Consider the following 22,735-nt stretch of genomic DNA (forward strand, 5'->3'; position numbering starts at 1 on the left):
ACCAATATCGGCGGCGAAAATGGGGCAAGGGAAAACACCAGAGCGCGCCGCGAGGAGGTTGACGCAGGTCAAGACGCACGCCACCGCAGCGACGACGATGAAGATAAGGAACAGAGGCGGCGGGCCGCGCGGAAGGAGAACATCATGGTCAGCAGCGAAGCGCGAATCGTGGCGGCGGCGATCGCGGTGTTCACGACGCTGGCGGGCATCTTCATTGCGCTGCACGGACTCGTCTTCGACAAAGTGGCCGTGCTCAACTATGGCGTGCTCACCATTCTCGTCGGGGTCGCGTCGTTCGCGGTCATGCTGATGCCGATGCCGGAAGACGGACCCTGACTTTCCACGACTTTTTGTTCACATCACGCTAAACGCGCCAGGCGTCTTCTTCGCCCGCGAACACACTGTGCTCGGCCTTGATTTGCGCGCGGTCGATGCATTGCACATGCCACCGGCCCGCGCTTTCCTTGCGCGACGCATCCACATACCACACGACACGTCCTGCGAGCCCTTCGTTCGGTCCGCCGGGCGCGTCGACGTCGAGTTGTTCCAGCACGCAGATGGGTTGTTCCGTGTGCTGATCGCAGATCATCGTGCCGTTCGAGCCCGAGCGCAGCCCGCCCCAGTCCGGCACTTCGAGCGCCTGATGCCCTTCGCGCGACCAGCGGCGGGATTCCTTGTCGAGCCACAGAATGGCGTACGCGGCGTTCGGGCTGCCTTCGAAGCCATCCAGCTTGACGGTGATACGCATGACATCCTCCATGAACATCGATTAGACGAAGGAGACGCTCAGCGCGATTGCGCCGGCCATGAGCGTCATCGAGTTAAGTGGCGGCATACCATCCGGGCTTCATGCTGTCCCGCACCGCCTGATGCATTCGTTGAGTCGCGTGCATGCCGCGGGCATTGCCCGTTACATGAAATTCACGCGCAATCGTTTCGATTGACTATGCGGCGTTCGGTTCGATATTCGTGCTGCGAAACATCTTGTGCGATGCATCAGCGCGTCATGATGTTCAAAGCAAGTCCGATGCCGACGAACTCTATGATGCGTGTCCGTGTAGATTAGCCCGGCATTAAGGCGGCATGACGACAACCGTCATACACAAGTGGGATTGTTTCTTCAGACGACGCGCGTTCTGCGTGCATGCGTGCACCGCGTCGATTGCGCGCGCCCCAGCATGTCGCTTCGTCGTTGAGACATGCGTTGCATCGCAGCATGCATGGCGATCAGATACGCGCGAGACGTGCGCGATCCACGATGCGAACCTGCCTTCCGCTCAGCGCGATGGCGCCTTCGCGTTGCAGCTTCGACAGCATGCGGCTCACGGTTTCAAGCTCCAGCCCGAGATAGCTGCCGATATCGGCGCGGGTCATCGGCAGAAGCACGTCGTCGGGCTGTTGCGGTCGCGTGGCGTCCGTATCGAGCCGGTTCGACAAGTCCAGCAGAAAAGCCGAGACACGCATGAGCGCCGGCATCGTGCCGAGCATCAGCGCGAGCCGTGCCGCACGCACGATTTCCGCGCTCATGAGCGCGAGCAACGCGTGCTGCATCGGCGCGTATTCGCGACACAGCGGCTCCAGTATGCCGACCGGCATGATCCGCACGACGCTGTCTTCGAGCGCGATGGCATCGCTTTCATGCTGGCCCGTGCAGATGCCGTCGAGCGCGAGGGTTTCATCGGTCAGATGGAACGCGGTGACTTGCGTATGCGGCGGATCGTCGTCATTCGTGCTCGGGTACGCGGCCACGCTCTTGAAGCAGCCGGACTGCACCGTGTACAGGCTACGCAGCGGCTCGCCCGAGCAATACAACGCGTCGCCGCGAGCCACGTTGCGCGTGGGGAAGGGGATCGCGTCGGCGTTGTCGAAGTGGACGTGCAGAGCCGGGACATGACGCCGAGCGCCGGGGCTCGCGGGTGTGTCCATGGCCATTTCTCCTACGGGTTCCTACGCATTCAGTATGGTGCATGGCGGCAAAATGTGTAGGACGTCGCGTTCATGCGTGCATCGGCAAGACAATGGTCGCTTCGACGCCGCCGCCTTCGCGCGCGCGCAAGTCGAATGTGCCGCCGTGCAGCCGCGCAATGCGCTCGACGATGGCAAGCCCGAGTCCGGTGCCCTTCGGCTGGCCTTCGCCGCCGCCGCGCTTGAACGGCTGCTTGAGCGATTCCGGGTCGTGCGTGCCGAGTCCCTTGCCGCGATCCGCAATCACGATGCACGCCGCGTTCGCGTTCGCATCGGTCCATGTGCGAACTTCCAGACCCTGCACGCCGTAGAGCACCGCGTTCTGCATCAGGTTCATGAGCATGCGCATCACGCTGATCGGGCGAAACGCGAACGTTCGGATGTCGCCGAGCGACAGCGCGAACTCATGCCCGAGTCCCGCGAAGTCCGCGGCGAGATTTGCAACGAGCGCGTTGAGATCGCCGACGATAGGCGTTTCCTTCGCGCCGCTGCCCGCGTAGTCCATGAACTGCTGAAGAATGCCGTCGATCTGTTCGAGATAGCCTTCCGCCGATGCCGCGAACGCCGCGTCCTTCGACGGCACGGCGGACATCGCCATGGCGAGGCGCAGCTTGGTCATCGGCGTGCGGATGTCGTGCGAGATGCCTGCGAGCATCAGCGCGCGCGTGGCTTCCGCTTCGGCGAGCGCGGACGTCATGCGATTGAACGCGTCGCTGACCTGCGCGATCTCGGTCGGGCCGTTCGTCGGCAGCGTGCCGGGGTCGTCGCCGGCGGATACGCGACGCGCGGCATCGGCGAGATGTTCGAGCGGGCGATTCAAATGCCGCTGGATCAGATACGCCGTCGCAACCGCCAGCGCGCCCAGCGCGAGCGACAGAAAAAGCGCGGTGGCGAGGCCGTCGTCGTGCGCGGCTTCGGGAACGGGCAACGCCATCCATCGCGGCTCGCCGGAAACGTGGATGCGAATCCAGAGGCGCTGCTGTCCGTCGTCGGACGTATCGGCGCTTTGCCAGCGCACCGGCATGTCGGCGGGCAAATGACGGCGCAGGCTTTCGACGAACGTCTCGCGCTGATACGTCTGATAAAACCGCAAGCGCGATGCATCGGGGCGCACGCTCGCGGCGGCGGGCAACTCGCGGCGCACGTCGAGTTGCACGGCGGCGGGCGGTGCGGAGCGCAGGACGGCATCGAGCGTTTCGATATAGCTCGCGAACGTCGCGGCCGCCCGTTCGATGCGCGGCGTCTGAATGAAATGCAGCAGCACGGCGAGCGCGCAGACCTGACTCACCGCGACCAGCGCGACGAGCAGCAGCACGTTGCGCGCGAAGAGCGAGCGCGGCACGACGCTCACGGTTCGACTTCCGCGAGCAGCATATAGCCGACGCCCCACACGGTCTTGATGAAGCGCGGCTTGGCGGGATCGTCCTCGATCAACTGACGCAGCCGCAACACCTGCACGTCGATGCTGCGGTCGAGTGCGTCGTGATCGCGGCCGCGCGTGCGAGCGATCAAGTTATCGCGGCTCACCGCGCGATTCGGCGACGAGCCCAGTGCGTTCAGCAATTGCATCTGCGCCGAATGAATGTCGAACGGATCGCCGCCGCGAAAGAGCCGTTGCTTGCCGAGATCGAGCCGGAAATCCCCGAAGCGGATGATTTGCGACGTGAGCGTCGGATCGCCCGCGGCGATCTTCTGGCGGCGCAGCAGCGCGCGCACGCGAGCGACGAGTTCCTGCGGCAAGAACGGCTTGGCGAGGTAATCGTCCGCGCCGGTTTCGAGGCCGACGACTTTATCGACGGGATCGCCCTTCGCCGTGAGCATGAGGATAGGCAGCGTGTGACCTTCGGTGCGCAACCGGCGGCAGACGGAGAGGCCGTCTTCCGGCTCCATCATCCAGTCGAGCACGAGCAGGTCATACGGTTCGCGCTGAAGATAGCGGTCGAGCCGCTTGCCGTTTTCGACGACGCGCACGTCGAAGCCCTGCGAAGTAAGGAAACGCTGAAGCATGTTGCGCAGCTCGGCTTCGTCGTCGAGCACGATGATCTTCGGCAAGGCTTCCATGAAGCGTGCTCCGTTGACTTCAGCGTTGCGCGGCGTGCTCACGCAGGAAGGCTTCGATCTGCGGCAGCGTGACGTAACCGTTCTTCTGCGCGTCAATCTCGTCGAAATGCTTCGCGACCATCGGCATGCCGGTCGCGGCCTGATCGCGCGTGAGCTTGCCGTCGTGCGTGGTGTTCGCGTTGGCGAAGCGCGTCTGCAGCTTCGGCATCATCTGTCCGATGTGTTCGACATGCGGGCTCGCGCCCATCGGCTGCGTGGCCGTTTGCGCATGCGCCGCGCCCGATGCAAGGGCGGCGCACACGGCAAGCGCGGCGGCGATCTTCTGCATGATGCTCTCCTCGATTCGTATCCGGGTTGACGTGATTCTATTGAGCCGCGCGTCGATGGCAATGCCGGCGATGTGACGAAGCATGTCGGCATGTTTCATCGCGCACGGACCGGCTCGATCCGACATCCGGCGACACATCTTTGCGCTCACGGTTTGCGCGGTCCTTCGCTATCGTTCCGCTGGCCGGTCGGGCGTGACTCGTTCCGCCTGAGGCCGCCATCCACATCCAGTCAGTCGAACATCAAGGACATCACGATGAACATCCGTCTCTTCAGTGCAACCGCTGTCGCCGCCATTGGTCTGACTTGCGCGCAAGGCGCATCGGCGGGAACGACCGTCAGCGTCGCTTACGCCGCGCCCGCCGTGGTCTATGCGCCGCGTCCCGTCTACTACTACGCGCGGCCTTACTATGCGCCGCCGCATCCCGTCGCCATCGTGCCGGTGACGCCCGTGGTCCCGGTCGCCGTCGTTCCGCCGCCGCGTCCCGTGATCGTGACCGCGCCCGTGCCGATCTACCCGCCTGTGTACGCGCCGCCCGTGCGCGTGACCTACGCGCAGCCGGTGCTCGCCGCGCCGGTCGTCGTCATGCACTGAGAATAGACGATAGCGTCCGCTCTGCGCGTGTCGAATGCGCGCGCGGGTCCGCTCCTTGCGCACGCGTTGCCATGACGGCATGGCCGGCTCCTATACTGAATCAACCACATCGGGCAAGCGCGCCCGGTCGTGGCATCGCCGGAAGGAGGGACGTGCCATGTTATTCATCGTCAATTGGACCGCGCTGCCCGAGGTTCGGGAAACGGCGGCCGAGCGCTTCTTGCAGAGCGGCGGTGCGCCGCCCGATGGCGTCCGCTTGCTGGGACGCTGGCACGGCATCGGTTCGATACGCGGGTTCGCAGTATGCGAGTGCAGCGAGATAGAACCGATCGCGCGATGGGCGCACGAATGGGCCGATCTTTTCACGCTCGACGTCGTGCCCGCGATGACGGACGAGCAGCTCGGCACGGTGCTCGCCGAAGCGGCCGGACGGTAGCGGTTTTCTTGCAGGGCATCGGTCATTCAAGGAGACAAGCGTGACGCAAGCCACTACAAACGATCCGTGCATCATATCCGTCGCGATCACCGGTTCCGTGCCGCGCAAGAAGGACAATCCCGCGGTGCCGATCTCTATACCCGAGCAGATCGAAAGCACGCACGAAGCCTACGAGGCGGGCGCGACGCTCGTTCATCTGCACGTGCGCGACGAAGACGAGAAGTCGAGTTCGGACCGGCATCGCTTCGAAGAACTGCAAGAGGGCATTCGCAAGCATTGTCCCGACATCATCATTCAGTTCTCGACGGGCGGCCGCGGACGATCGTTCGAACAGCGCGGCGCGATGCTCGATCTGAAGCCGGACATGGCGTCGCTGGCGACGGGATCGGTGAACTTTCCGACGATCGTCTATGAGAACCCGCCCGACTTCGTGCGCTCGCTCGCGCAGCTCATGCTCGATCACGACGTGAAGCCCGAGATCGAAATCTTCGACCTCGCGATGCTTTACAGCACGGTCGATCTGGTGAACCAGGGCTTGCTGAAACCGCCCGTGCACGTGCAGTTCGTGCTCGGCGTGAAGAACGCGTTGCCGGCGCGTCGCGAGATTCTCGAATTCGAAGTCGAGCAGTTGAGGAAACTGCTGCCCGACGCGACGTGGACGGCGGCGGGCATCGGACGGCATCAGCTCGAAGTGAATCACTGGACGCTTCAGATGGGCGGACATTGCCGCACCGGGCTCGAAGACAACGTGCGCTGGGACAAGGACACGCTCGCGAAGAGCAACGCGCAACTGGTGGAGCGCGTGGCGTCGCTGTGCGCGGAATATGGACGCGCCGTGGCGAGCGCACAGGAGGCGCGCGCGTTGTTGGCGCTGTGAACACTCGTGCGTGGGCGATGCGTGGAATCTGTCTTACAATCGGTCTCCACCTTGACAACACGCCCACGCGCGCACATGAACGAGCGTAAGTCGCACGGTCTCGCCGACCGCATCTACGGCGATATTCTCAACAGCATCGTCGAAGGCGAGTTCAAGGAGGGCGACCGGCTGATGACCGAGCACGCGCTCGCCGAGCGCTTCGCGACTTCGCGGCCCACCGTGCGCGAGGCGCTCGCGCGCTTGCGTGCCGACGGGATCATCGTGACGAGGCGCGGCTCGGGCACCACCGTGGGCCGTCGCCCCGATCCGGACGTGCGCCGCTTCGCGCCGCTCGAAACGCTGTCCGACATCCGGCGCTGCTATGAATTCCGCATCGCGACCGAGGCGGGCGCCGCCGAACTCGCCGCGCTCAAGGCCACTGACGACGACGTCCGCGCGATTCAGGACGCGTGGGATCAGTTGCAGCGCGTGGTCGAAGCGCAGCAGGGCATCGGCGCGAAGGACGATTTCGCGTTCCATCTGGCAATCGCGCGCGCTTCGCGGAATCAGTTTTTCATCACGGCGTTGTCGGGCATCGAGGAGCAGGTGGAGTTCAGCATGAACCTGTCGCGCAATCTGTCGCTCGTGAAGACGCTGGAACGGCAACGGCCCGTGCAACGCGAGCATCTCGACATTCTCGACGCCATTCGCGCCAAAGACGCCGCACGCGCCGGGCAGGCCATGAAGACTCACCTAGAAAGTGCGCTCGACCGCATGTTCGGCGACTAGTTGTCATACGACCGATGCTTATCGAGACGGCGATGCCGACGTAGTCGACGAGTTGTTTGACAACTTGGGGCGGCTTTGTCACTTTCGAAGCCACATCGAAGCACGCGGCGTGCGCACGCTTCTTTACGGCGGCAACATCGCGAGTTGCCTGACATGGCGGCGCAGAATCCCGGAGCGCGGTCACGCGTCATTCCGGTCATCGGCCCGGATCACGGGAAGAAATTCAGTCGCTCCGTCGCATGACGTCTCACGTCATCGCCCAGGAAAACGCCGGTTAAAAGAAGTTAAACAAGCCGGGTAACAAGCGCTTCGGGTATATCCCGAGCATCTCACGCAACGCCAACTGGAAAGCCGAAGAGAAGCCGTTCCACGCGCTTGGGAAACACGCGATGCGGCTTCCGATTTGCTTGACATACGATGATTCAGTTGGCTATTTTTCAGCTTCGTGAGCTAATACGGACCGCGAGGACGCAAAGCGAACACCACCGAACATCAAAAAGCGCGCGGGCCGAGCACAACACACCAGAACGAAGTCCCAACAGTGGTTGCGAGAGAAGTGAGGAGACAAAATGGCTTTCAAGGCAGGACTGTCAGTGAAACTGGCGGCGCTGTGCGTCGCCGTGGGCGCGGCGTTCGCGTCGAGCGCGGCTAATGCGGCCGATCCCGTCGCGATCAACATCGTCGATGTCGCGGGCAATCTTCAACTGACGCAGAAGGGTTTCGAGGCGTTCAAGGCCAAATACCCGAATCTGGTTTCCAGCATCACGTTCACCAACGCGCCCGCGCCGCAGTTGCCGGGCAAGATCAAGGCGATGCAGGCCGCCGGCCGCTCGGATATCGACCTCGTCGTGACGGGCACCGATGCGCTCGCCGCCGGCATCCAGCAAGGCCTGTGGGAGAAGCTGCTGCCCGAGCAGTCGGCCGCGTTCCCCGGCGTGCTCGACAAGTACGCGCCCGGTCCGCGCAAGATGCAGGACATCGCGCAGGGCTACGGTCTCGAAGTGACGTACATGCCCGCCGGCCCGCTGCTCGAATACAACCCGGCCAAGGTCAGCGATGTCCCGAAGACGCCCGATCAACTGCTCGCGTGGTGCAAGGCGCATCCGAACAAGCTGATCTACGCGCGCCCGGCGAACTCCGGTCCGGGCCGCACGTTCCTGATGGGCCTGCCGTATGTGCTCGGCGACAAGAATCCGATGGATCCGGTCAACGGCTGGGACAAGACCTGGGCGTTCCTCAAGCAACTGAACGATTGCATTCCTTACTATCCGGGCGGCACGTCGGCGGTGATGAAGGAACTCGGCGAAGGCACGCGCGACATGACCGTGACCGTCACCGGATGGGACATCAATCCGCGCGCGCTTGGCATCGTCCCGGCGGAATTCAAGGTGCAGGCGTTCGACAACATGACGTGGGTGAACGACGCGCATTACATGGTGATCCCGAAGGGCGTGCCGAAAGAAAAGCTCGACGTGCTCTACAAGCTGATGAACTTCATGCTGGAGCCCGCGCAGCAGGCGATGACCTATGACGACGGCTACTTCTATCCCGGCCCCGCCGTGAAGGACGTGCCGCTCTCCGCCGCGCCCGCGAAGAGCCAGGAAGTGATCCAGAAGTTCGGCCGCCCCGAGTACGCGAAGCTGCTGGCGGATCGTCCGCACGTCGTGCCGCTGAATGCGCAGGCGATGGTCGCGGCATTCCAGAAATGGGACCGTGAGATCGGCGCGCAGAAGACCAAGTAATTCGGCGGATCATTGCCTTGAGACGGCGGCGTTCCTCGTGGGGAGCGTCGCCGCTTGTACAAAGAGCGCACATAAGCGCGCACGAACGCGCGCAGGAAATCGTCATGAAGCACACATTTGAGCAGTTGCGCCTCGACTCGGTCTCGCGCAGCTTCACGAGCGCGGAAGGGCATCAGCTCGCCGCGCTGAAGGGACTCGATCTGAACATTCAGCGCGGCGAGTTCATCGCGCTGCTGGGGCCGTCGGGTTGCGGCAAGTCGACCGCGCTGAACTGCATCGCCGGATTGCAGCCGTTGACGGGCGGCGGCATCTGGCTCGACGACAAGCGCATCGACGTGTTGCCGCCGGAAAAGCGCGGCTTCGGCATGGTGTTTCAGAACTACGCGCTGTTTCCGCATATGTCCGTGCTCGATAACGTCGGCTTCGGGCTGAAGATGCGCGGCGTGCCGAAGGCCGAAGCGGTCAAGCGCGCGAAGGCCGCGCTGCAGCTCGTGCAGCTGATCGGTCACGACGCCAAGCTGCCCGGCCAATTGTCGGGCGGCCAGCAGCAGCGCGTGGCGATCGCGCGCGCGATCGTCATCGAACCGCCGCTCGTGTTGATGGACGAGCCGCTTTCCAATCTCGACACCAAGCTGCGCATCGAAATGCGCGCGGAGATTCGACGCATTCACGGCAAGCTCGAACGCGCCACGATCTACGTGACGCACGATCAGGACGAAGCGCTTTCGATGGCCGATCGCATCGTCGTGATGAAAGAGGGCGTGGTGCAGCAAGTGGCGTCGCCGAAGGAAGTCTATTCGCGGCCGAAGAACCTGCATGTCGCGCGTTTCATGGGCTTTCGCAATGTCGTGCCGTTCACGCTCGAAGGCACGCAGGGCGAGATGGTCGCGGTGAACGCGAACGGCGTGCGCCTCTTCGGCACGCCGATGGAAGGCTTCGACAGCAAGAACGTCAGCGTCGCGCTGCGTCCGGAAGACATGGAACGCTGCGCGCCTGGCGAGCAGAACGCGTTCGACGCGCTCGTCGAAACCGTCGAATACGGCGGGCGCGATTCGCTCATCATCGTGAACACGGCGTTCGGCAAGCTGTGGGCGCGCATCGCGGGCGAATGCAGCGAAGGCGAGCGCATTGCGTTGCGCGTCGCGCCTTCCAAGGCGCTCGTGTACGGACAAGAACGCGGAGAACAAGCATGATCGCGCTTCCCGCGCAGCGCGATCCGAAGGGCTGGCTCGTCGCGCCGGCGCTGATCTTCATCGTCGCGCTGTTCATCTATCCGTTCGCGTACGGCCTCATGCTGTCGTTCAATCCGATGAACGGCGGCGGCGTCTGGGCCAACTACATCACGTTCTTCACCGATACGTCGATGTGGCCGACCATCATCGTCACGCTGAAGCTCGCCGTGCCCGCGACGATCATCAACGTGGGCGTGTCAGTGCCGGTTGCGTTCGCGCTGCGCCGTTCGTCGCCGTATCAGAAGTTCGCGACCACGTTGCTCGTGATTCCGGTCACGCTCGGCACGGTGTTGATCGCGGACGGCATGCTCACGTACTTCAGCCCGAACGGCTGGTTTCCGCAAGCCATCCAGGCGCTGCATCTCTATGGCGACGAAGTGCGGCTCACGCATAACTACTGGGGCGTGCTGATTTCGCTGATCGTGTCGGGCTTTCCGTTCGCGTTTCTGCTGACGCTTTCGTATGTGACGGGCATCGATCCGACGCTCGCGCGCGCGGCCGCCACGCTCGGCGCGAGTCCGTGGCAGCAGTTTCGCCAGATCTATCTGCCGCTCCTGCTTCCCGGCCTCACGATGACCGCGTGTCTTTCGTTCGTGCAGGCGTTCTCGGTGTTTCCGTCGGCGGTGCTGCTTGGCGCGCCGGCCGGCCCGACGCGCGTCATTTCGATCGCCGCGTCCGAAGCCGCGTTCGAAAGCTACGACTACTCGCTGGCATCGACGATTGCGATCGTCATGGGCTTCGTGCAATTGCTCGTGGTGGGCGGCATGCTCGGCGCGCGCCGCTTCTTCTACACGGGCCCGGTGACGGGAGGAAAGGGATAATGACCACCGACAATCGCGCCGCGTCCACGTGGCAAGCCCCGGCTCCGACTCAACGTTCCGGCAAGAACATGAAACAGCATGCGAGCCTGCGCGACAGGCTGTGGAAGTTCTTCGTCTGGACGACGATGGGCTTCTTTCTCGTCAACGTGCTGCTGCTGATTGCGACCGTCGCGGTCAATTCGGTCGCGACGCGCTGGTTCGGCACCCTGCTGCCGCAGGGCTTCACGCTGCACTGGTATGCGCAGGCGTGGAGCGACTTTCAATTGTCGAGCGTGCTGCTCGTGACGCTCGAAGTGGTGGGCGCGGTGGTGCTGCTGTCCATCGTGCTCGGCGTGCCGGCCGCGTATGCGCTCGCGCGCGTGCAGTTTCCGGGCAAGCGTTTCGCGATGCTCGTCTTCCTGCTGCCGTTGATGGTGCCGCCCGTGACCTACGGCATTCCGATGGCGACGGTCATGTACAAGTTCCATCTGGCCGGCACGCTGACCGGCGTGATCCTCGCGAATCTGGTGCCGGCGCTGCCGTTCGTGATTCTCGTGATGACGCCGTTCATCGAGCAGATCGATCCGAATCTGGAATCCGCCGCGCGCATTTTCGGGGCGAACACCGCGCGCTATTTCCGCTACGTGCTGTTGCCGCTGCTCGTGCCGGGCATGCTGGCGGCGGGGCTGCTCGTGCTGGTGCGCACCATCGGCATGTTCGAGCTGACGTTCTTCACCGCTGGACCGACCACGCAAACGCTCGTCGTCGCGCTGTACTACGCGGTGTTTTCGACGGGCGTGCGCGCGCCGCAATCCATCGACGCCATGGCGATGATCTACATGGCCATCACGCTGATCTGGGTGCTGATCGCGCTGCAGTTCGTGAGCCCGACGCAGCTCGTTTCGCGCGTGAAGGAGCAGCGCCAGTGACGCGCGCAGTCGTCGATCTGAAGCCGGAGCCGCTGCTGCGGATCGCGCGTGGCGCGCATGGCGTGGACGTGGCGCCATCGGCGGGCGGGCGCATCGTGCGCTTCACGACAAACGGCGCGCGCGGCGCGCACGAGTGGCTCGTGCCCGTCACCGCGCAAAGCTGGCCGTGCGATGCGTGGCCGAAAGGCGGCAGCTATCCGCTCGTGCCTTTCTCGAATCGCGTGCGGGACGTGCATTTTCCCGCGCCGGACGGCACGCGCATCGAACTGACGACGTTCCCCGGCATGGCGCACGCGCTGCATGGCTTCGGCCAGTACGCGGCGTGGAGCGTCGAGCGTCATGATGCGGATTGCATCGAGATGCGCCATGTTCATCGCGAGGGCGAGCATGGCTGGCCGTGGGCTTACGAAGCCGTCCAGACGATACGCGTCACCGACGATGGCGCGCGGCTCTCCATGCGCGTGATCAACCGTTCGTCGCAGCCGATGCCCGTGGGATTCGGCTTTCATCCGTACTTCGCGGCGCAGGCAGCGGACCTCGATGCAACGACGCTCTGGCGTCACGAAGCGGAAATCGCGGTGGGGCAGTCGGACGAGAAACCGCCGCGCCATCACGCGAAAGAGGACGCAGGCTACACGCGATACATGAGCGGCTGGAACCGCCGCGCGACGCTGCAATACGGCGACGATGAGGACGACGGCGACGGCCGCACGCTCACGCTCATCGCTGACGGGCCGCTCGATCACGTCGTCGTGCATTGTCCGGCGGGCGCGGCGTACCTGTGCGTCGAGCCGGTTTCGCACGTGAGCGACGGCTTCAATCTGCAGGCGCAAGGCGTGCCGGGAACGGGTGTCGCCGTGATTGCGCCAGGTAGTGAAATAGCGGCGTCGCTCGCGATGGCAACTGACGCGCGCCCGCACCCGGCCCGCGCCGCCGACGCCGCCTGACACGGGCGCTCACGCAAGGCGGCGCATCGCACGCATTCGTCGCGTTCGTCGCGTTCATCATCGCGTCACCGGGGAGGAGAAGAACGCATCGACCATATCGACGATGCGCCACGTCGAACACGGCCGGCGGCAATGCGCGTCGAAGCCGGCGTCTTTCAGCACCTCGACGGGATCGGCGGGCCACACGTTGCTCATCGCGACGAGCAGCCGCCCGGTCACGTCGGCGTCCATGCGCAGCGTGCGGATGAAGACATAGCCCGATTCGCTGTCGAGACTCGTATCGAGCGCGAGCGCCTGCGGATGCCAGCTATGCACGAGCGAGCGGATCGCCCCGAGATCCTGCGAATGGATCACCTGCAAGCCTTTGCCGCGCAATTGCAGCGCGAGCGAATCGCCGATCGACTTGTCCTTGTGGGCAATCAGCACGCGGCGCGCGAAGTTGCCGGCGGGCGCGCGCTTGATGCGCCACAACGCGAATTCGCTTTCGTGGTCGGCCGGACGGGGCGCCATGACATCCTCCCTCTTCGCAAGATCGTGATTGTCGTGATGCGCCCAGTGTCGGCGGTTCGCGGCATCGGCCCAACCCGGCACGGGCGGGGAATCGCAGGCCTTTTGGGAGACCTCCTTTCGTATCCCCGCGAAAGGAGGGTTGGGCACGCGTGCGCGCCGCGCGTAGTATCGAAAGCGTTCTCGGGGACTCGCAATGGAAAACGGTTATTTCAAAACGGTATTGCTGGTAGAGGACGAAGGGCTCACCAGGAGCGCGATGAAAAGCCTGATCCTGGCGAACGAGCCTTTGCTCGAAATCGACGAGGCCGACGGCTTCGATCAGGCGAAAGCGAGGCTCGGCGCCCGCTCGTACGACCTGATGTTCCTCGACTACAACCTGCGCGGCCAGGCCACGGGCATCGATCTGCTCAACTGGATACGCGAGGAAGAGCGCGAGGTTCAGACCATCATGCTGTCCGCGCAGGACGACCGCGACACGGTGCTCGAATGCATCCGCAGCGGCGCGTGCGGCTTCATCTCGAAGGGCAGCGAGCAGGGCGCGAGCGTGTTTCGCGAGGCGCTCAAGACCATTCTCAACGGACGCGTCTATCTGCCGAACACCGTGCTCGGCAAGGGCGGCCACAGTCCGAAGCCCGTTTCCACGCACTCGGCCGTGACCATCGAATCGCTCGATCTGCCGCCGCGTCTCACCGAAACGCTGCGCTACCTGCTGCAAGGGCTGTCGAACAAGGCGATCGCGCGGAAGATGAACATCAGCGAAAACACCGCCAAGGAATATTCGAGCGACCTGCTCGCGCGTTTTCACGTCACGCGGCGAACGTTTCTCATCGTCGAAATGGCGCGGCGCGGAATCGAAATGCCGATGGGCAACACGTCGTCGGCTTCGTGACGATTCGCGCGGCGGCTTCCGTCTCTCAAAATTCCGGGCATCGCCCGCCGGGATGTTAAGGTAACGCTGAGATTATTCTTAAGACGGGATGAGTGCAGGTGGATAGCAGGTCGATGTTCAACAAGTTGAAAGGCGCCGGTAAAACATTCGCGTGTGTGGCGGCATTGTCGGGAGCGTTCGCGCTTGCCGCATGCGCGCCGCTTCCCGAGCAGCAAGCCAATGCCGATGCCGCCGCCGCTTCCGCGGCATCCGCTGCACGGGCGGCGAGCGCGGCAGCGGCAGCGAAAGCCGCCGCGCCCGCGACGGGACCGACGGAGCAGCGGATCGTCGTCGGCGGGGCGAGCGGGTATCGTCTGACGGTAAAAACGACGCCGCCCGCGCAGGTCTGCGACAACGACGCCTTCGCCGACGGCGTCCGCTACGGCTACGCGCTGACCTGGAACCGGCTCGTCGGCGAGGAAATGCGCGGCAGCGGCGGCAAGCCGGCGAAGCGCAAGCTCGGCAAGTTCGACGCCGCCGCCGTCCATTCGCTCGACGACGAGTACAAGATCCAGTGGAACGGCAAGGAGCGCACGAACGCCTGCGCGTCGGACGGCTATCTGATCGGGCGCATCGTCGGCACGCATCTGGCCGGCGAAGACATGCGCAACGGCCAGCCGTCGTAAGCGCGCCGGATCAGTCGCACGCGTGCGTGGCCGTGACGTAGCGGCTCGCCGCGATATCGCCGTAAAGCGTGTAGCCGGTGCCTCGCGCGGCCGGTTGCGCGACGACGAGCACCGTCGATGCGCCGCCTTTCCCCTTCACCGATACCGCCTGGCTGTCCGCGCCGAGTCCGTACTCGCGCACGGGCGCGCCGAACGGTATCCATTGTTCCTTCACGCAGCGGACGAAATCGAACGTCGCCAGGTTCGACGTGCCCGAGCCGATCGGCACGGTCTTGAGCAGGGCGTCGTCCGTCGTCACGCACGACGCGAGCCCGAGCGTGAAACAAGCCGCCAAGCAATTCGCGACAATTTTTCTCATATTTCCGATGCCCCTGTGAGCGGTATCCACTTAGTCTTGGCGCCGATGACACCTGACGCGCTTCGTTGATGAGCAGCCGTCGCTCCCGATAGCGTCAAGTCGGGTCAACCGTAGCCGTTATACAGACGTTTCTTGTTCTGCAACGTTTTGTAGGGCGCGAATGCCGCTGCTGTAAGCCGGCGCCGCGCCCCCACTGTGCATCACGCGCGGCCCCCATAACAACGATTAGCGCAGCAGCCGGCAGTTTCATCGTCAGGCAGCGGCGCGAGCAGGTTCCAAACAATCGCATGTCTCGCAGAAAGTTGTTCGCCCGGCTTCGCGCCCATTCGAAGCCCGGAGATTCGCCCGGCGCCTCTCCCGATATTCAGCGCTTCGTCACGCCCGTGCTCGCGGTCGTCGTGTGCGCGCTGTTGCTCGTCGTGTTCCAGCATTTGTCCCATTCGGTCGACTACAAGTCCGTGGTCCGCTCGCTGCGCCTGCTTTCGTTCGAGGCGTGGGGCGGGGCGCTCTTCGCGACCGCGCTCAGTTTCGCCGCGCTCGTCGGGCGCGACGCCATCGGCTTGCGTCACATCGGCGCGACGGTGCCGCGCTCGCTGCTGTGGGTCGGCGCGACGGTCGGTTCCGCGCTCGGCAACGTGACGGGCTTCGGCGCGCTGACGGGCGGCGCCGTGCGCTGCCGCGTGTACGGCGCGGCGGATGTCACGCCGGCGCAGGTCGGCCGGCTGTCGGTTTTCACGGGCGTGACGCTCGCGCTCTCGCTGGCGTTCATGACGGCGGTCGGCATGGTCGCGTCGGCGGGCACGCTCGCGGGCATGATGCATCTGTCCCCGGCGATGCTTCGCGTGATCGGCGCGGCGTTCCTCGCCCTGTTCGCCGCGATGCTCGTCTCCTGCGGACGCGAACCGCGCACGCTGCGTTCGCGCTGGAAGTGGCTCGCCTTCAACGTGCCGACGCGCCGCGATTTCGTCGCGCAAACGGCGCTCGCCGTCGTCGACGTCTTCGGCGCGGGCCTCGCGCTCTGGGCGCTGCTGCCGGGCGCGCACGTCGGTCTTGGCGAATTCATGACGGTCTTCTCGGCGGCGATGCTCCTCGGCATGATTGGCCACACGCCGGGCGGCGTCGGCGTGTTCGAGGCGGCGATGGTGTTCGCGCTCGGCCGCGATGTCGCGACGCCCGACGTGCTCGCCGCGCTGCTCGCGTATCGCGCGATCTACTTCGGCTTGCCGCTGATCCTGTCCGCCGGCGTCATGGCCGCGTTCGAAGGCCGCGCGCTGAAGGGCCGCTTCGCGTTCCTGAGCCCGCATCGCGTGTCGCAACTGGCGCCGCTCTTTCTCGCGATCGTCACGTTCGCCGCCGGTTCGATGCTCGTCATCTCGGGCGCCACGCCCGCGTTCAAGATGCGTATCGCGCTGTTGCAGACCATCGTGCCGCTGTGGGTGCTGGAAAGCTCGCAGTTGCTCGGCAGCGTGCTCGGCGTGCTGCTGCTCTTCGTCGCGCGCGGCCTGATGCGCCGGCTCGACGCCGCGTGGTGGCTCGCGCTGATCATCGCGGTGGCGAACTTCGCGCTGTCGCTCGCGAAAGGCCTCGCGTTCGTCGAAGCAGGCGTGCTGGCGTTCCTCATCGTGCTGCTCGTCGTGACGCGCGAGCGGTTCAATCGGCGGGCATCGCTCTTTGCGGAACGCTTCACGCTGACGTGGCTCTTTTCCGCCGGCATGGTGATGGCCGTCGCCGTGTGGATCATGTTCTTCGCTTTCCGCGACGTGCCGTACAACACGGACCTCTGGTGGCAATTCGCGTTCGACGAGCGCGCCCCGCGTGCGCTGCGCGCGACGCTCGCGGCCGGCGTGTTCGCGGCGGCGTTCGCGGTGTGGCAACTGCTGCGTCCGGCGGCGGGCCGCTTCGTGAAGCCCGCGCCGCAGGATCTCGCCGATGCCGCGCGCATCTTCCGCGCGCAGGAGCGCAGCGACGCCGGCCTCGCGATGATGGGCGACAAGAGCTTCCTCTTTTCCGAATCGCGCGAAGCCTTCCTGATGTACGCGAAACACGGCCGCACGTGGGCCGCGCTGCACGATCCGGTCGGCCCGCGCAGCGAATGGGCGGCGCTGATCCGCGAATTCGTCGCGCTCGCGCACCGGCACAACGGCCGCGCGGCGTTCTATCAGGTTCGCGCCGACGCGCTTCCGCTCTATCTCGACGCCGGTCTCACGCTCATGAAGCTCGGCGAAGAAGCGCACGTCGCGCTGTCGGATTTCGATCTGAAGGGCGCGCACCGCGCGAATCTGCGTTATGCGCTGAAGCGCGGCGAACGCGATGGCTTCGACACCGAGCTGATCGGCCCGGAGCGTATCGCCGAATGCATGCCGATGCTGCGCGAAATTTCCGACGACTGGCTCGACAGCCGTTCCGCGCGCGAAAAGAGCTTCTCGGTCGCGGCCTTCAACGAGGACTATCTGGCCGCGCAGTCGGTGCTGCTCGTGCGTCAGGCGGGCGCGCCCGTCGCGTTCGTCACCTTCATGACGACGGATCTCAACACCGAAGCGACCGTCGGCGTGATGCGCCACGTCGCGCAGGCGTCGCCGTACGCGATGGAATATCTCTTCACGAAGCTCGCGCTGCATCTGAAGGAAGCGGGGTTCAAGTCGCTGTCGCTCGGCATCGCGCCGCTTTCGGGCATGGAGCCGACGCCGCTTGCATCGCACTGGCATCGGCTGGCCGGACTCGTGTGGCGTTTCGGCGGGCGTTTCTACAACTTCCGCGGGCTGCGCGGATTCAAGAGCAAGTTCCAGCCGCACTGGGAGCCGCGTTATCTCGCGGCGTCCGGTTCGGTTGGCGTGTTTTTCACTTTGGCGGACCTTTCGCTGCTGGCGGGAGGCTGGCGTTCATGAATTACTTTGGCAAGAAACTGGCGGCGCTCGCGACGGCCGCCGTGTGTGGCGTTTCCCTGTTCGGCGCGGCGCACGCATCCACCGACACCAGCACCAGCGTCATTTCCGGCGGACGCTACGGGCAGGTGACGTTGACGAAGCCCGCGGGCGAGATGACCGGCTTCGTCGTGCTGTTCTCGGAAAAGACCGGCTGGAGTCCCGCCGATGCCGAAGCCGCCAACGCGCTCGCCGCGAAGGGCGCGATGGTCGTCGGTGTCGATACGCCGCACTACGCCGCGCATCTCGCCACGGAGAAGAAGGAGAAGTGCCACAACCTCGTCGGCGATGCGGAAGACATGAGCCATCAGCTCGAACGCACGGTGCAGACGAGCCACTATTTCTCGCCGATCTTCGCGGGCACCGGACAAGGCGCGACCCTGAGCGAACGCGCGCTCGGCCAGGCGCCCGACAACACGGTGGCGGGCGCGGTGTCGCTCGCGCCGGACGCGCAGCTCGATGCGCGCTTCAACCCGTGTCCGCCCGATCCGACCATCATCCATATGAAAGGCTTGCCGGGCTTCATGGAGCGCGCCGCGCTGCAGCCGGGCCATTCCCGCGCCGATGCCCTCGTCGCGATGGCCGCGCCGCATCTGAAGAAGCCCGAAGCGCCCGTCGATAGCGACGTGTCCGATCTGCCGCTCATCGAACTGCGCGCGGCGCAACCGACCGATCTGCTCGCGATCGTCATTTCCGGCGACGGCGGCTGGCGCGATCTCGACAAGACGATGGCGCTCGCGCTGCAACGCGACGGCGTCTCGGTGATCGGCATCGATTCGCTGCGCTACTTCTGGAGCGAGAAGTCGCCGGAGAAGACGGCATCGGACATCGCGCGCGTGATCCGCACGTACGATGCGCGCTGGCATACGAGCCACGTGGCGCTCGTCGGCTATTCGTTCGGCGCGGACGTGATGCCGTTCGCGTACAACCGCCTGCCGGACGCGGTGCGCGCGCAGGTGTCCTATATCTCGCTGATGGGCTTCGCGCCGGAAGCGGACTTCCAGATTCGCGTGACGGGCTGGCTCGGCATGAAGGCGAGCGAGAAGGCGCTGAAGGTCAAGCCGGAACTGGCGAAGCTGCCGCCCGCGATGGTCCAGTGCATCTACGGCGAAAAGGAAGACGACACGCTGTGCCCGACGCTCACGAAGACGGGCATCGAAGTGGTGAAGCTGCCGGGCGATCACCACTTCGGCGGCGATTACGATGCGCTCGCGCGCCGCATTCTCGCAGGATGGCGCAAGCAGATCGCGGCGCGGGCGGGGGCCTGAGCCGCGTTCCCGGTTACTGAAGCGCGCCGAGAAAGTCGCGCTTGCCGATGGGCGCGCCGAGATGGCGCAGGATGTCGTGCGTGGTCACGACGTGGAAATAGAAGTTCGGCAGCCCGAAGCCGAGCAGATAATCGACGCCCGAAAACGAGGGCGAAAAGTCCGGGAACTTGAGCGTCACCGTGCGGGTTTCGCTATCGGCGAGCGTGGCTTGGTCGATGCTCTTCAGGTACGCAATCGTCTTCGCGATGCGTTCCTGCAATGCCGAGAAGCTGTCCTCGTTGTCCTCGAAACGCGGCGCTTCGACGCCCGAGAGGCGCTGCGCGGAGAGCTTCGCGGTATCGCTTGCGCGCTGGATCTGCGCGGCGAGCGGCAGCATGTCGGGCGCGAGGCGCGCGGCGATGACATCGGCGTGGGCGAGGCCTTTTTCATCGGCGAAGGCGGCGCCTTTTTCCAGCAGGGACGAGCACACTTCCAACCCGCGAATGAACACGGGAATCGACGCGCGATACATCGAAAGGGACATGGTCTGGCGCTCCTTGGCGTTGTGCGGACCGCAGCGGTCCGTCTGGGGGAAGGACGTCAAGCATAGCGCCCGGCGCTTTTCGCTGCTCGGATGACCGGGCGCTACTTCTCGTCGCGCGGCGCGTGCCGCGCTTCCCACGCGCGGACCTGCTGCTCGTAGCGCTCGAGCGCTTCTTCATAGAGATCGAACACGCACGGATGGCAGCCGCTGTTGCAGCAGTCGTCGGGCGAAGGGCGCTCGGGCTGCGTTGGGCGCGGGTCGGTGGAATCGGCTGGATTGGCTGAAGTCATGACGGCGATATTGCGCGATGCATAGCCGTATTGTGCGACTCGCGCGTGTTGAACGCCGCCGCTCGACCTAGCTTTTGGCGGAGCCTCGCCGCGCGACGATGCGATACTTGCCGCGAACCGCCGTGCTTCCAACAAGCGAGGACTGTGATCGATGAACCAGACCGTCAGGCGTGCGATCCTCGGGGCGCTCGCGAGCGCGATGCTCGCGGGCTGCGCTGCATCGCAGGATGCGTCCGAGTCCGCCCAAACCGCGCGCGGCGACCAGACGCCGTACAGCGCGGAAATCCGTCGCACGCAGTCGGGCATTCCGCACATCCGCGCCGCCGACTGGGGCAGCCTCGGCTACGGTTACGGCTACGCGCAGGCGCAAGACAATCTGTGTTCGCTCGCCGACGGCTTCGTCACCTGGCGCGGCCAGCGCTCGGAATACTTCGGCGGCGAGGCGCGTCCGCCGGCTGCATCGATTTTCGGCCAGCCGCGCAATCTCGATTCCGATTTCTTCTTCCGCTTCGTCGACGATCAAGCCGCCGTCGACCGATATCGCGCGGCGCAATCGGCCGATTTGCGCGGTCTGATCGACGGCTTCGTCGCGGGCTACAACCGCTATCTCGCCGACCTGAACGCCGGGCAATTCCCGGGCGCGCATGCGGCGTGCCGCAGCCAGCCGTGGGCCGGGAACATCGCCGCCGACGACATTTATCGCCGGCTGATCGCGGCGAATCTCGCGGGCGGATCGGCGCGCTTCGTGCAATCGATCGCGGCGGCGCATCCTCCGAAGGCGGGGGCGCAGGCGCCGGCCGCATCGCTCGATACGAACGACTTGCGTTATTCGGTCGGCGACGTGCCCGGCATCGGCAGCAACGCGCTCGCGTTCGGCGCGCCGATCACGCGCGACCGGCGCAGCATCCTGTTCGGCAATCCGCACTGGTACTGGCGCGGCCCGGACCGTTTCTATCAGGCACAACTCACCATTCCCGGCCGGCTCGACGTGGCGGGCGTGTCGTTTCTCGGCGTGCCGCTCATCGTGATCGGCTTCAACGAGAACATCGCGTGGACGCACACGGTTTCGACCGCGCGCCGCTTCGGCATCTACGAACTGACGCTCGATCCCGCCGATCCCACGCGCTACCGGTACGACGGCGCGAGCGAACCGATGACGCCCGTGCCGCTCACCGTGCGCGCGCGCCGCGCCGACGGCTCGCTCGCATCGGTGACGCGCACGCTGTACCGGACGCGCTTCGGGCCGGTCGTCGATCTGTCGCCGCTCAACGCGGCGCTCGGCTGGAACGCACAGCACGCCTACGCGCTCGCCGACATCAACGCGGACAACGTGCGCAGCTTCGAGAACTTCTTCGCGTGGAACCAGGCGCGCTCGCTCGACGATTTCATCGCGATCCAGAAGCGCTACGCGGCGATTCCGTGGGCCAACACGTTCGCGATCGGCCGTGGCGATGCGCGCGCGTGGTTCGCGGACATCGGCGCGGTGCCCGGCGTCCCGGACGCGCTCGCCGATGCCTGCACGACGCCCACCGGCCGCGCGGTCGCGGCGCGGATGCCGGGCGTGCCGTTCCTCGATGGATCGAAGAGCGCGTGCGCGTGGCGCACCTCGGCGGGCAGCGTCCGGCCCGGCGCGCTGCCGGTCGATCAAATGCCCTTCACCGCGCGCGGCGATTACGTCGGCAATTTCAACGACAGCTACTGGCTCACGAACGCGAACGCGCCGCTTAACGGCTATCCGCGCATCATGGGCGCGACGCGCGAACCGCAGTCGCTGCGCACGCGCTACGGTCATCTGCTCGCCGCGCGGCTGCAGCGCGAAAGCGGCGGGGTGACGCGCGATGCGGTCGAATCGGCGGTGCTGGAGGCGAAATCGATGTCGGAGACGCTGTATCGGCAGCCGCTGCTCGATGCCGTCTGCACGCCCGGCGATGCCGCGAGCGCGCTCAACGACGCCTGCGAGGTGCTGCGTAACTGGAACGGCACGGCGGACATCGACGCACGCGGCGCGAATCTCTGGGACGAGCTCTGGGAGCGGCTCGCGCGCATTCCGCCGGGGCGTCTTTTCACGACGCGCTTCGATCCGTCGCGCCCGCTCGCGACGCCCAGCGGGCTGAACACGCGCGATCCGGCCGTGGTGCAGCAAATTCGGCAGGCGCTCGGCGGGGCGGCGTTGTCGTTGCGGCTGAACGGCTTCGCGCTCGATTCGCGCCGAGGCGATCTGCTCTACACGACACGCAACGGCGAGCGCGTGCCGCTCTTCGGCGGCTGCGACGAGGAGGGCTACTTCACGGTCGTGTGCGCGGGACGTCCGCTCGACGCAAAGGGCTATCCGATGGACGTCAGCGGCGAGGGTGACAGCTATCTGCAAGTGGTGACGTTCACGGAGAACGGGCCTGCGGGCGTCGAAGCCGACACGCTGCTCGCGCCCGCCGAATCGGACGATCCGGCTTCGCCGCATTCCGGCGACGCGACGCGTCTTTTCGCAGCGAAGCGCTGGCAGCGCTTCCCGTTCACCGAGCAAGCGATCGAGGCAGATTCCGCCGGATCGCGCGTGGTGGTGTCGGGCGCGCGATGACGCCAATCTTCAGACGACACGCGTCACCGAATCAAGAGGAATCCCGTCTATGATGGA

24 protein-coding genes are annotated in these 22,735 nt (G+C 65.3%); 15 read left to right on the forward strand and 9 right to left on the reverse strand.

Annotated features, from left to right (window positions below; translation table 11 throughout):
- Positions 1 to 144: 144 nt before the first annotated feature.
- Entirely contained in the window at positions 145 to 336 is a 192-nt protein-coding gene (locus tag NCR39_RS17945) for a DUF2964 family protein (RefSeq protein WP_250453414.1), read from the forward strand.
- 28 nt (positions 337 to 364) lie between these two features.
- On the opposite strand, the gene NCR39_RS17950 is transcribed toward NCR39_RS17945, so the two are convergent.
- The 5 genes from NCR39_RS17950 to NCR39_RS17970 all read right to left on the reverse strand — a co-directional run bounded on the left by NCR39_RS17950 (position 365) and on the right by NCR39_RS17970 (position 4,354).
- On the reverse strand, positions 365 to 748 hold the full coding sequence (locus tag NCR39_RS17950; protein ID WP_250453415.1) for a DUF3564 family protein: 384 nt from the start codon (positions 746 to 748) through the stop codon (positions 365 to 367).
- A 479-nt stretch (positions 749 to 1,227) separates the two neighbouring features.
- Positions 1,228 to 1,926, reverse strand: coding sequence for a helix-turn-helix domain-containing protein (locus tag NCR39_RS17955; protein WP_250453416.1), 699 nt, complete (start codon positions 1,924 to 1,926; stop codon positions 1,228 to 1,230).
- 70 nt (positions 1,927 to 1,996) lie between these two features.
- Positions 1,997 to 3,316 carry an ATP-binding protein gene (locus NCR39_RS17960; protein WP_250453417.1) on the reverse strand — a complete coding sequence of 440 codons (1,320 nt, stop codon included), beginning with the start codon at positions 3,314 to 3,316 and terminating at the stop codon, positions 1,997 to 1,999.
- The gene (locus NCR39_RS17965; RefSeq protein ID WP_250453418.1) at positions 3,313 to 4,026 is read right to left on the reverse strand and encodes a response regulator; all 714 of its coding nucleotides are present in this window, start codon (positions 4,024 to 4,026) and stop codon (positions 3,313 to 3,315) included. Before NCR39_RS17965 ends, NCR39_RS17960 begins: the two co-directional genes overlap by 4 nt.
- Before the next feature lie 19 nt (positions 4,027 to 4,045).
- Positions 4,046 to 4,354 (reverse strand): EF-hand domain-containing protein, encoded by a 309-nt coding sequence (locus tag NCR39_RS17970; RefSeq protein WP_250453419.1) that lies wholly within the window; start codon positions 4,352 to 4,354, stop codon positions 4,046 to 4,048.
- A 255-nt stretch (positions 4,355 to 4,609) separates the two neighbouring features.
- On the opposite strand from NCR39_RS17970, the gene NCR39_RS17975 reads away from it, so the two are divergent.
- The 9 genes from NCR39_RS17975 (at position 4,610) to NCR39_RS18015 (ending at position 12,679) form a co-directional block, all read left to right on the forward strand.
- Positions 4,610 to 4,948: a hypothetical protein gene (locus tag NCR39_RS17975; RefSeq protein ID WP_250453420.1), complete on the forward strand. Its 339-nt coding sequence runs from the start codon at positions 4,610 to 4,612 to the stop codon at positions 4,946 to 4,948.
- A gap of 157 nt (positions 4,949 to 5,105) precedes the next feature.
- Positions 5,106 to 5,384 (forward strand): DUF3303 domain-containing protein, encoded by a 279-nt coding sequence (locus NCR39_RS17980; protein WP_250453421.1) that lies wholly within the window; start codon positions 5,106 to 5,108, stop codon positions 5,382 to 5,384.
- 40 nt (positions 5,385 to 5,424) lie between these two features.
- Positions 5,425 to 6,261 carry a 3-oxoadipate:acetyl-CoA acetyltransferase gene (locus NCR39_RS17985; RefSeq protein WP_250453422.1) on the forward strand — a complete coding sequence of 279 codons (837 nt, stop codon included), beginning with the start codon at positions 5,425 to 5,427 and terminating at the stop codon, positions 6,259 to 6,261.
- 75 nt (positions 6,262 to 6,336) lie between these two features.
- Complete coding sequence (locus NCR39_RS17990; protein WP_250453423.1) at positions 6,337 to 7,029, forward strand: FadR/GntR family transcriptional regulator; 693 nt, start codon at positions 6,337 to 6,339, stop codon at positions 7,027 to 7,029.
- Between the two features lie 569 nt (positions 7,030 to 7,598).
- Complete coding sequence (locus tag NCR39_RS17995) at positions 7,599 to 8,771, forward strand: ABC transporter substrate-binding protein (RefSeq protein WP_040052229.1); 1,173 nt, start codon at positions 7,599 to 7,601, stop codon at positions 8,769 to 8,771.
- A 104-nt stretch (positions 8,772 to 8,875) separates the two neighbouring features.
- Positions 8,876 to 9,964: an ABC transporter ATP-binding protein gene (locus NCR39_RS18000; RefSeq protein WP_250453424.1), complete on the forward strand. Its 1,089-nt coding sequence runs from the start codon at positions 8,876 to 8,878 to the stop codon at positions 9,962 to 9,964.
- On the forward strand, positions 9,961 to 10,824 hold the full coding sequence (locus tag NCR39_RS18005; RefSeq protein WP_250453425.1) for an ABC transporter permease: 864 nt from the start codon (positions 9,961 to 9,963) through the stop codon (positions 10,822 to 10,824). The genes NCR39_RS18000 and NCR39_RS18005 overlap by 4 nt, the downstream gene beginning before the upstream one ends.
- Before the next feature lie 68 nt (positions 10,825 to 10,892).
- The gene (locus NCR39_RS18010; protein ID WP_374728889.1) at positions 10,893 to 11,732 is read left to right on the forward strand and encodes an ABC transporter permease; all 840 of its coding nucleotides are present in this window, start codon (positions 10,893 to 10,895) and stop codon (positions 11,730 to 11,732) included.
- Positions 11,729 to 12,679: an aldose epimerase family protein gene (locus tag NCR39_RS18015; RefSeq protein ID WP_250453426.1), complete on the forward strand. Its 951-nt coding sequence runs from the start codon at positions 11,729 to 11,731 to the stop codon at positions 12,677 to 12,679. Before NCR39_RS18010 ends, NCR39_RS18015 begins: the two co-directional genes overlap by 4 nt.
- 57 nt (positions 12,680 to 12,736) lie before the next feature.
- On the opposite strand, the gene NCR39_RS18020 is transcribed toward NCR39_RS18015, so the two are convergent.
- Positions 12,737 to 13,189 carry an ANTAR domain-containing protein gene (locus tag NCR39_RS18020; protein ID WP_250453427.1) on the reverse strand — a complete coding sequence of 151 codons (453 nt, stop codon included), beginning with the start codon at positions 13,187 to 13,189 and terminating at the stop codon, positions 12,737 to 12,739.
- A gap of 193 nt (positions 13,190 to 13,382) precedes the next feature.
- On the opposite strand from NCR39_RS18020, the gene NCR39_RS18025 reads away from it, so the two are divergent.
- Both NCR39_RS18025 and NCR39_RS18030 read left to right on the forward strand, forming a co-directional pair.
- Positions 13,383 to 14,078: a response regulator gene (locus NCR39_RS18025; RefSeq protein ID WP_284507247.1), complete on the forward strand. Its 696-nt coding sequence runs from the start codon at positions 13,383 to 13,385 to the stop codon at positions 14,076 to 14,078.
- 113 nt (positions 14,079 to 14,191) lie between these two features.
- Positions 14,192 to 14,743, forward strand: a complete 552-nt coding sequence (locus tag NCR39_RS18030) for a hypothetical protein (protein ID WP_250453429.1) — start codon at positions 14,192 to 14,194, stop codon at positions 14,741 to 14,743.
- Between the two features lie 10 nt (positions 14,744 to 14,753).
- Here NCR39_RS18030 and NCR39_RS18035 read toward each other — a convergent pair whose 3' ends face one another.
- Positions 14,754 to 15,077, reverse strand: coding sequence for a hypothetical protein (locus tag NCR39_RS18035; RefSeq protein WP_250453430.1), 324 nt, complete (start codon positions 15,075 to 15,077; stop codon positions 14,754 to 14,756).
- Between the two features lie 311 nt (positions 15,078 to 15,388).
- Here NCR39_RS18035 and mprF point away from each other — a divergent pair, with 311 nt between their 5' ends.
- Both mprF and NCR39_RS18045 read left to right on the forward strand, forming a co-directional pair.
- Positions 15,389 to 17,986: a bifunctional lysylphosphatidylglycerol flippase/synthetase MprF gene (gene mprF, locus NCR39_RS18040; RefSeq protein ID WP_250453431.1), complete on the forward strand. Its 2,598-nt coding sequence runs from the start codon at positions 15,389 to 15,391 to the stop codon at positions 17,984 to 17,986.
- Positions 17,983 to 19,290: a virulence factor family protein gene (locus NCR39_RS18045; protein WP_250453432.1), complete on the forward strand. Its 1,308-nt coding sequence runs from the start codon at positions 17,983 to 17,985 to the stop codon at positions 19,288 to 19,290. Before mprF ends, NCR39_RS18045 begins: the two co-directional genes overlap by 4 nt.
- Before the next feature lie 13 nt (positions 19,291 to 19,303).
- Here the strand turns inward: NCR39_RS18045 and NCR39_RS18050 are convergent, their stop codons facing one another.
- Together NCR39_RS18050 and NCR39_RS18055 are read right to left on the reverse strand one after the other, a co-directional pair.
- Positions 19,304 to 19,813 carry a DUF1993 domain-containing protein gene (locus tag NCR39_RS18050; RefSeq protein WP_250453433.1) on the reverse strand — a complete coding sequence of 170 codons (510 nt, stop codon included), beginning with the start codon at positions 19,811 to 19,813 and terminating at the stop codon, positions 19,304 to 19,306.
- A 101-nt stretch (positions 19,814 to 19,914) separates the two neighbouring features.
- Positions 19,915 to 20,103 carry an oxidoreductase-like domain-containing protein gene (locus NCR39_RS18055; RefSeq protein WP_250453434.1) on the reverse strand — a complete coding sequence of 63 codons (189 nt, stop codon included), beginning with the start codon at positions 20,101 to 20,103 and terminating at the stop codon, positions 19,915 to 19,917.
- Between the two features lie 151 nt (positions 20,104 to 20,254).
- Here NCR39_RS18055 and NCR39_RS18060 point away from each other — a divergent pair, with 151 nt between their 5' ends.
- A complete protein-coding gene (locus NCR39_RS18060; protein WP_250453435.1) occupies positions 20,255 to 22,678 on the forward strand; it encodes a penicillin acylase family protein in 2,424 nt (807 codons plus the stop codon).
- The last annotated feature ends 57 nt before the right edge of the window (positions 22,679 to 22,735 follow it).

The sequence above is a fragment of the Caballeronia sp. ATUFL_M2_KS44 genome, assembly GCF_023630965.1.
Taxonomy (GTDB): Bacteria; Pseudomonadota; Gammaproteobacteria; order Burkholderiales; family Burkholderiaceae; genus Caballeronia; species Caballeronia concitans.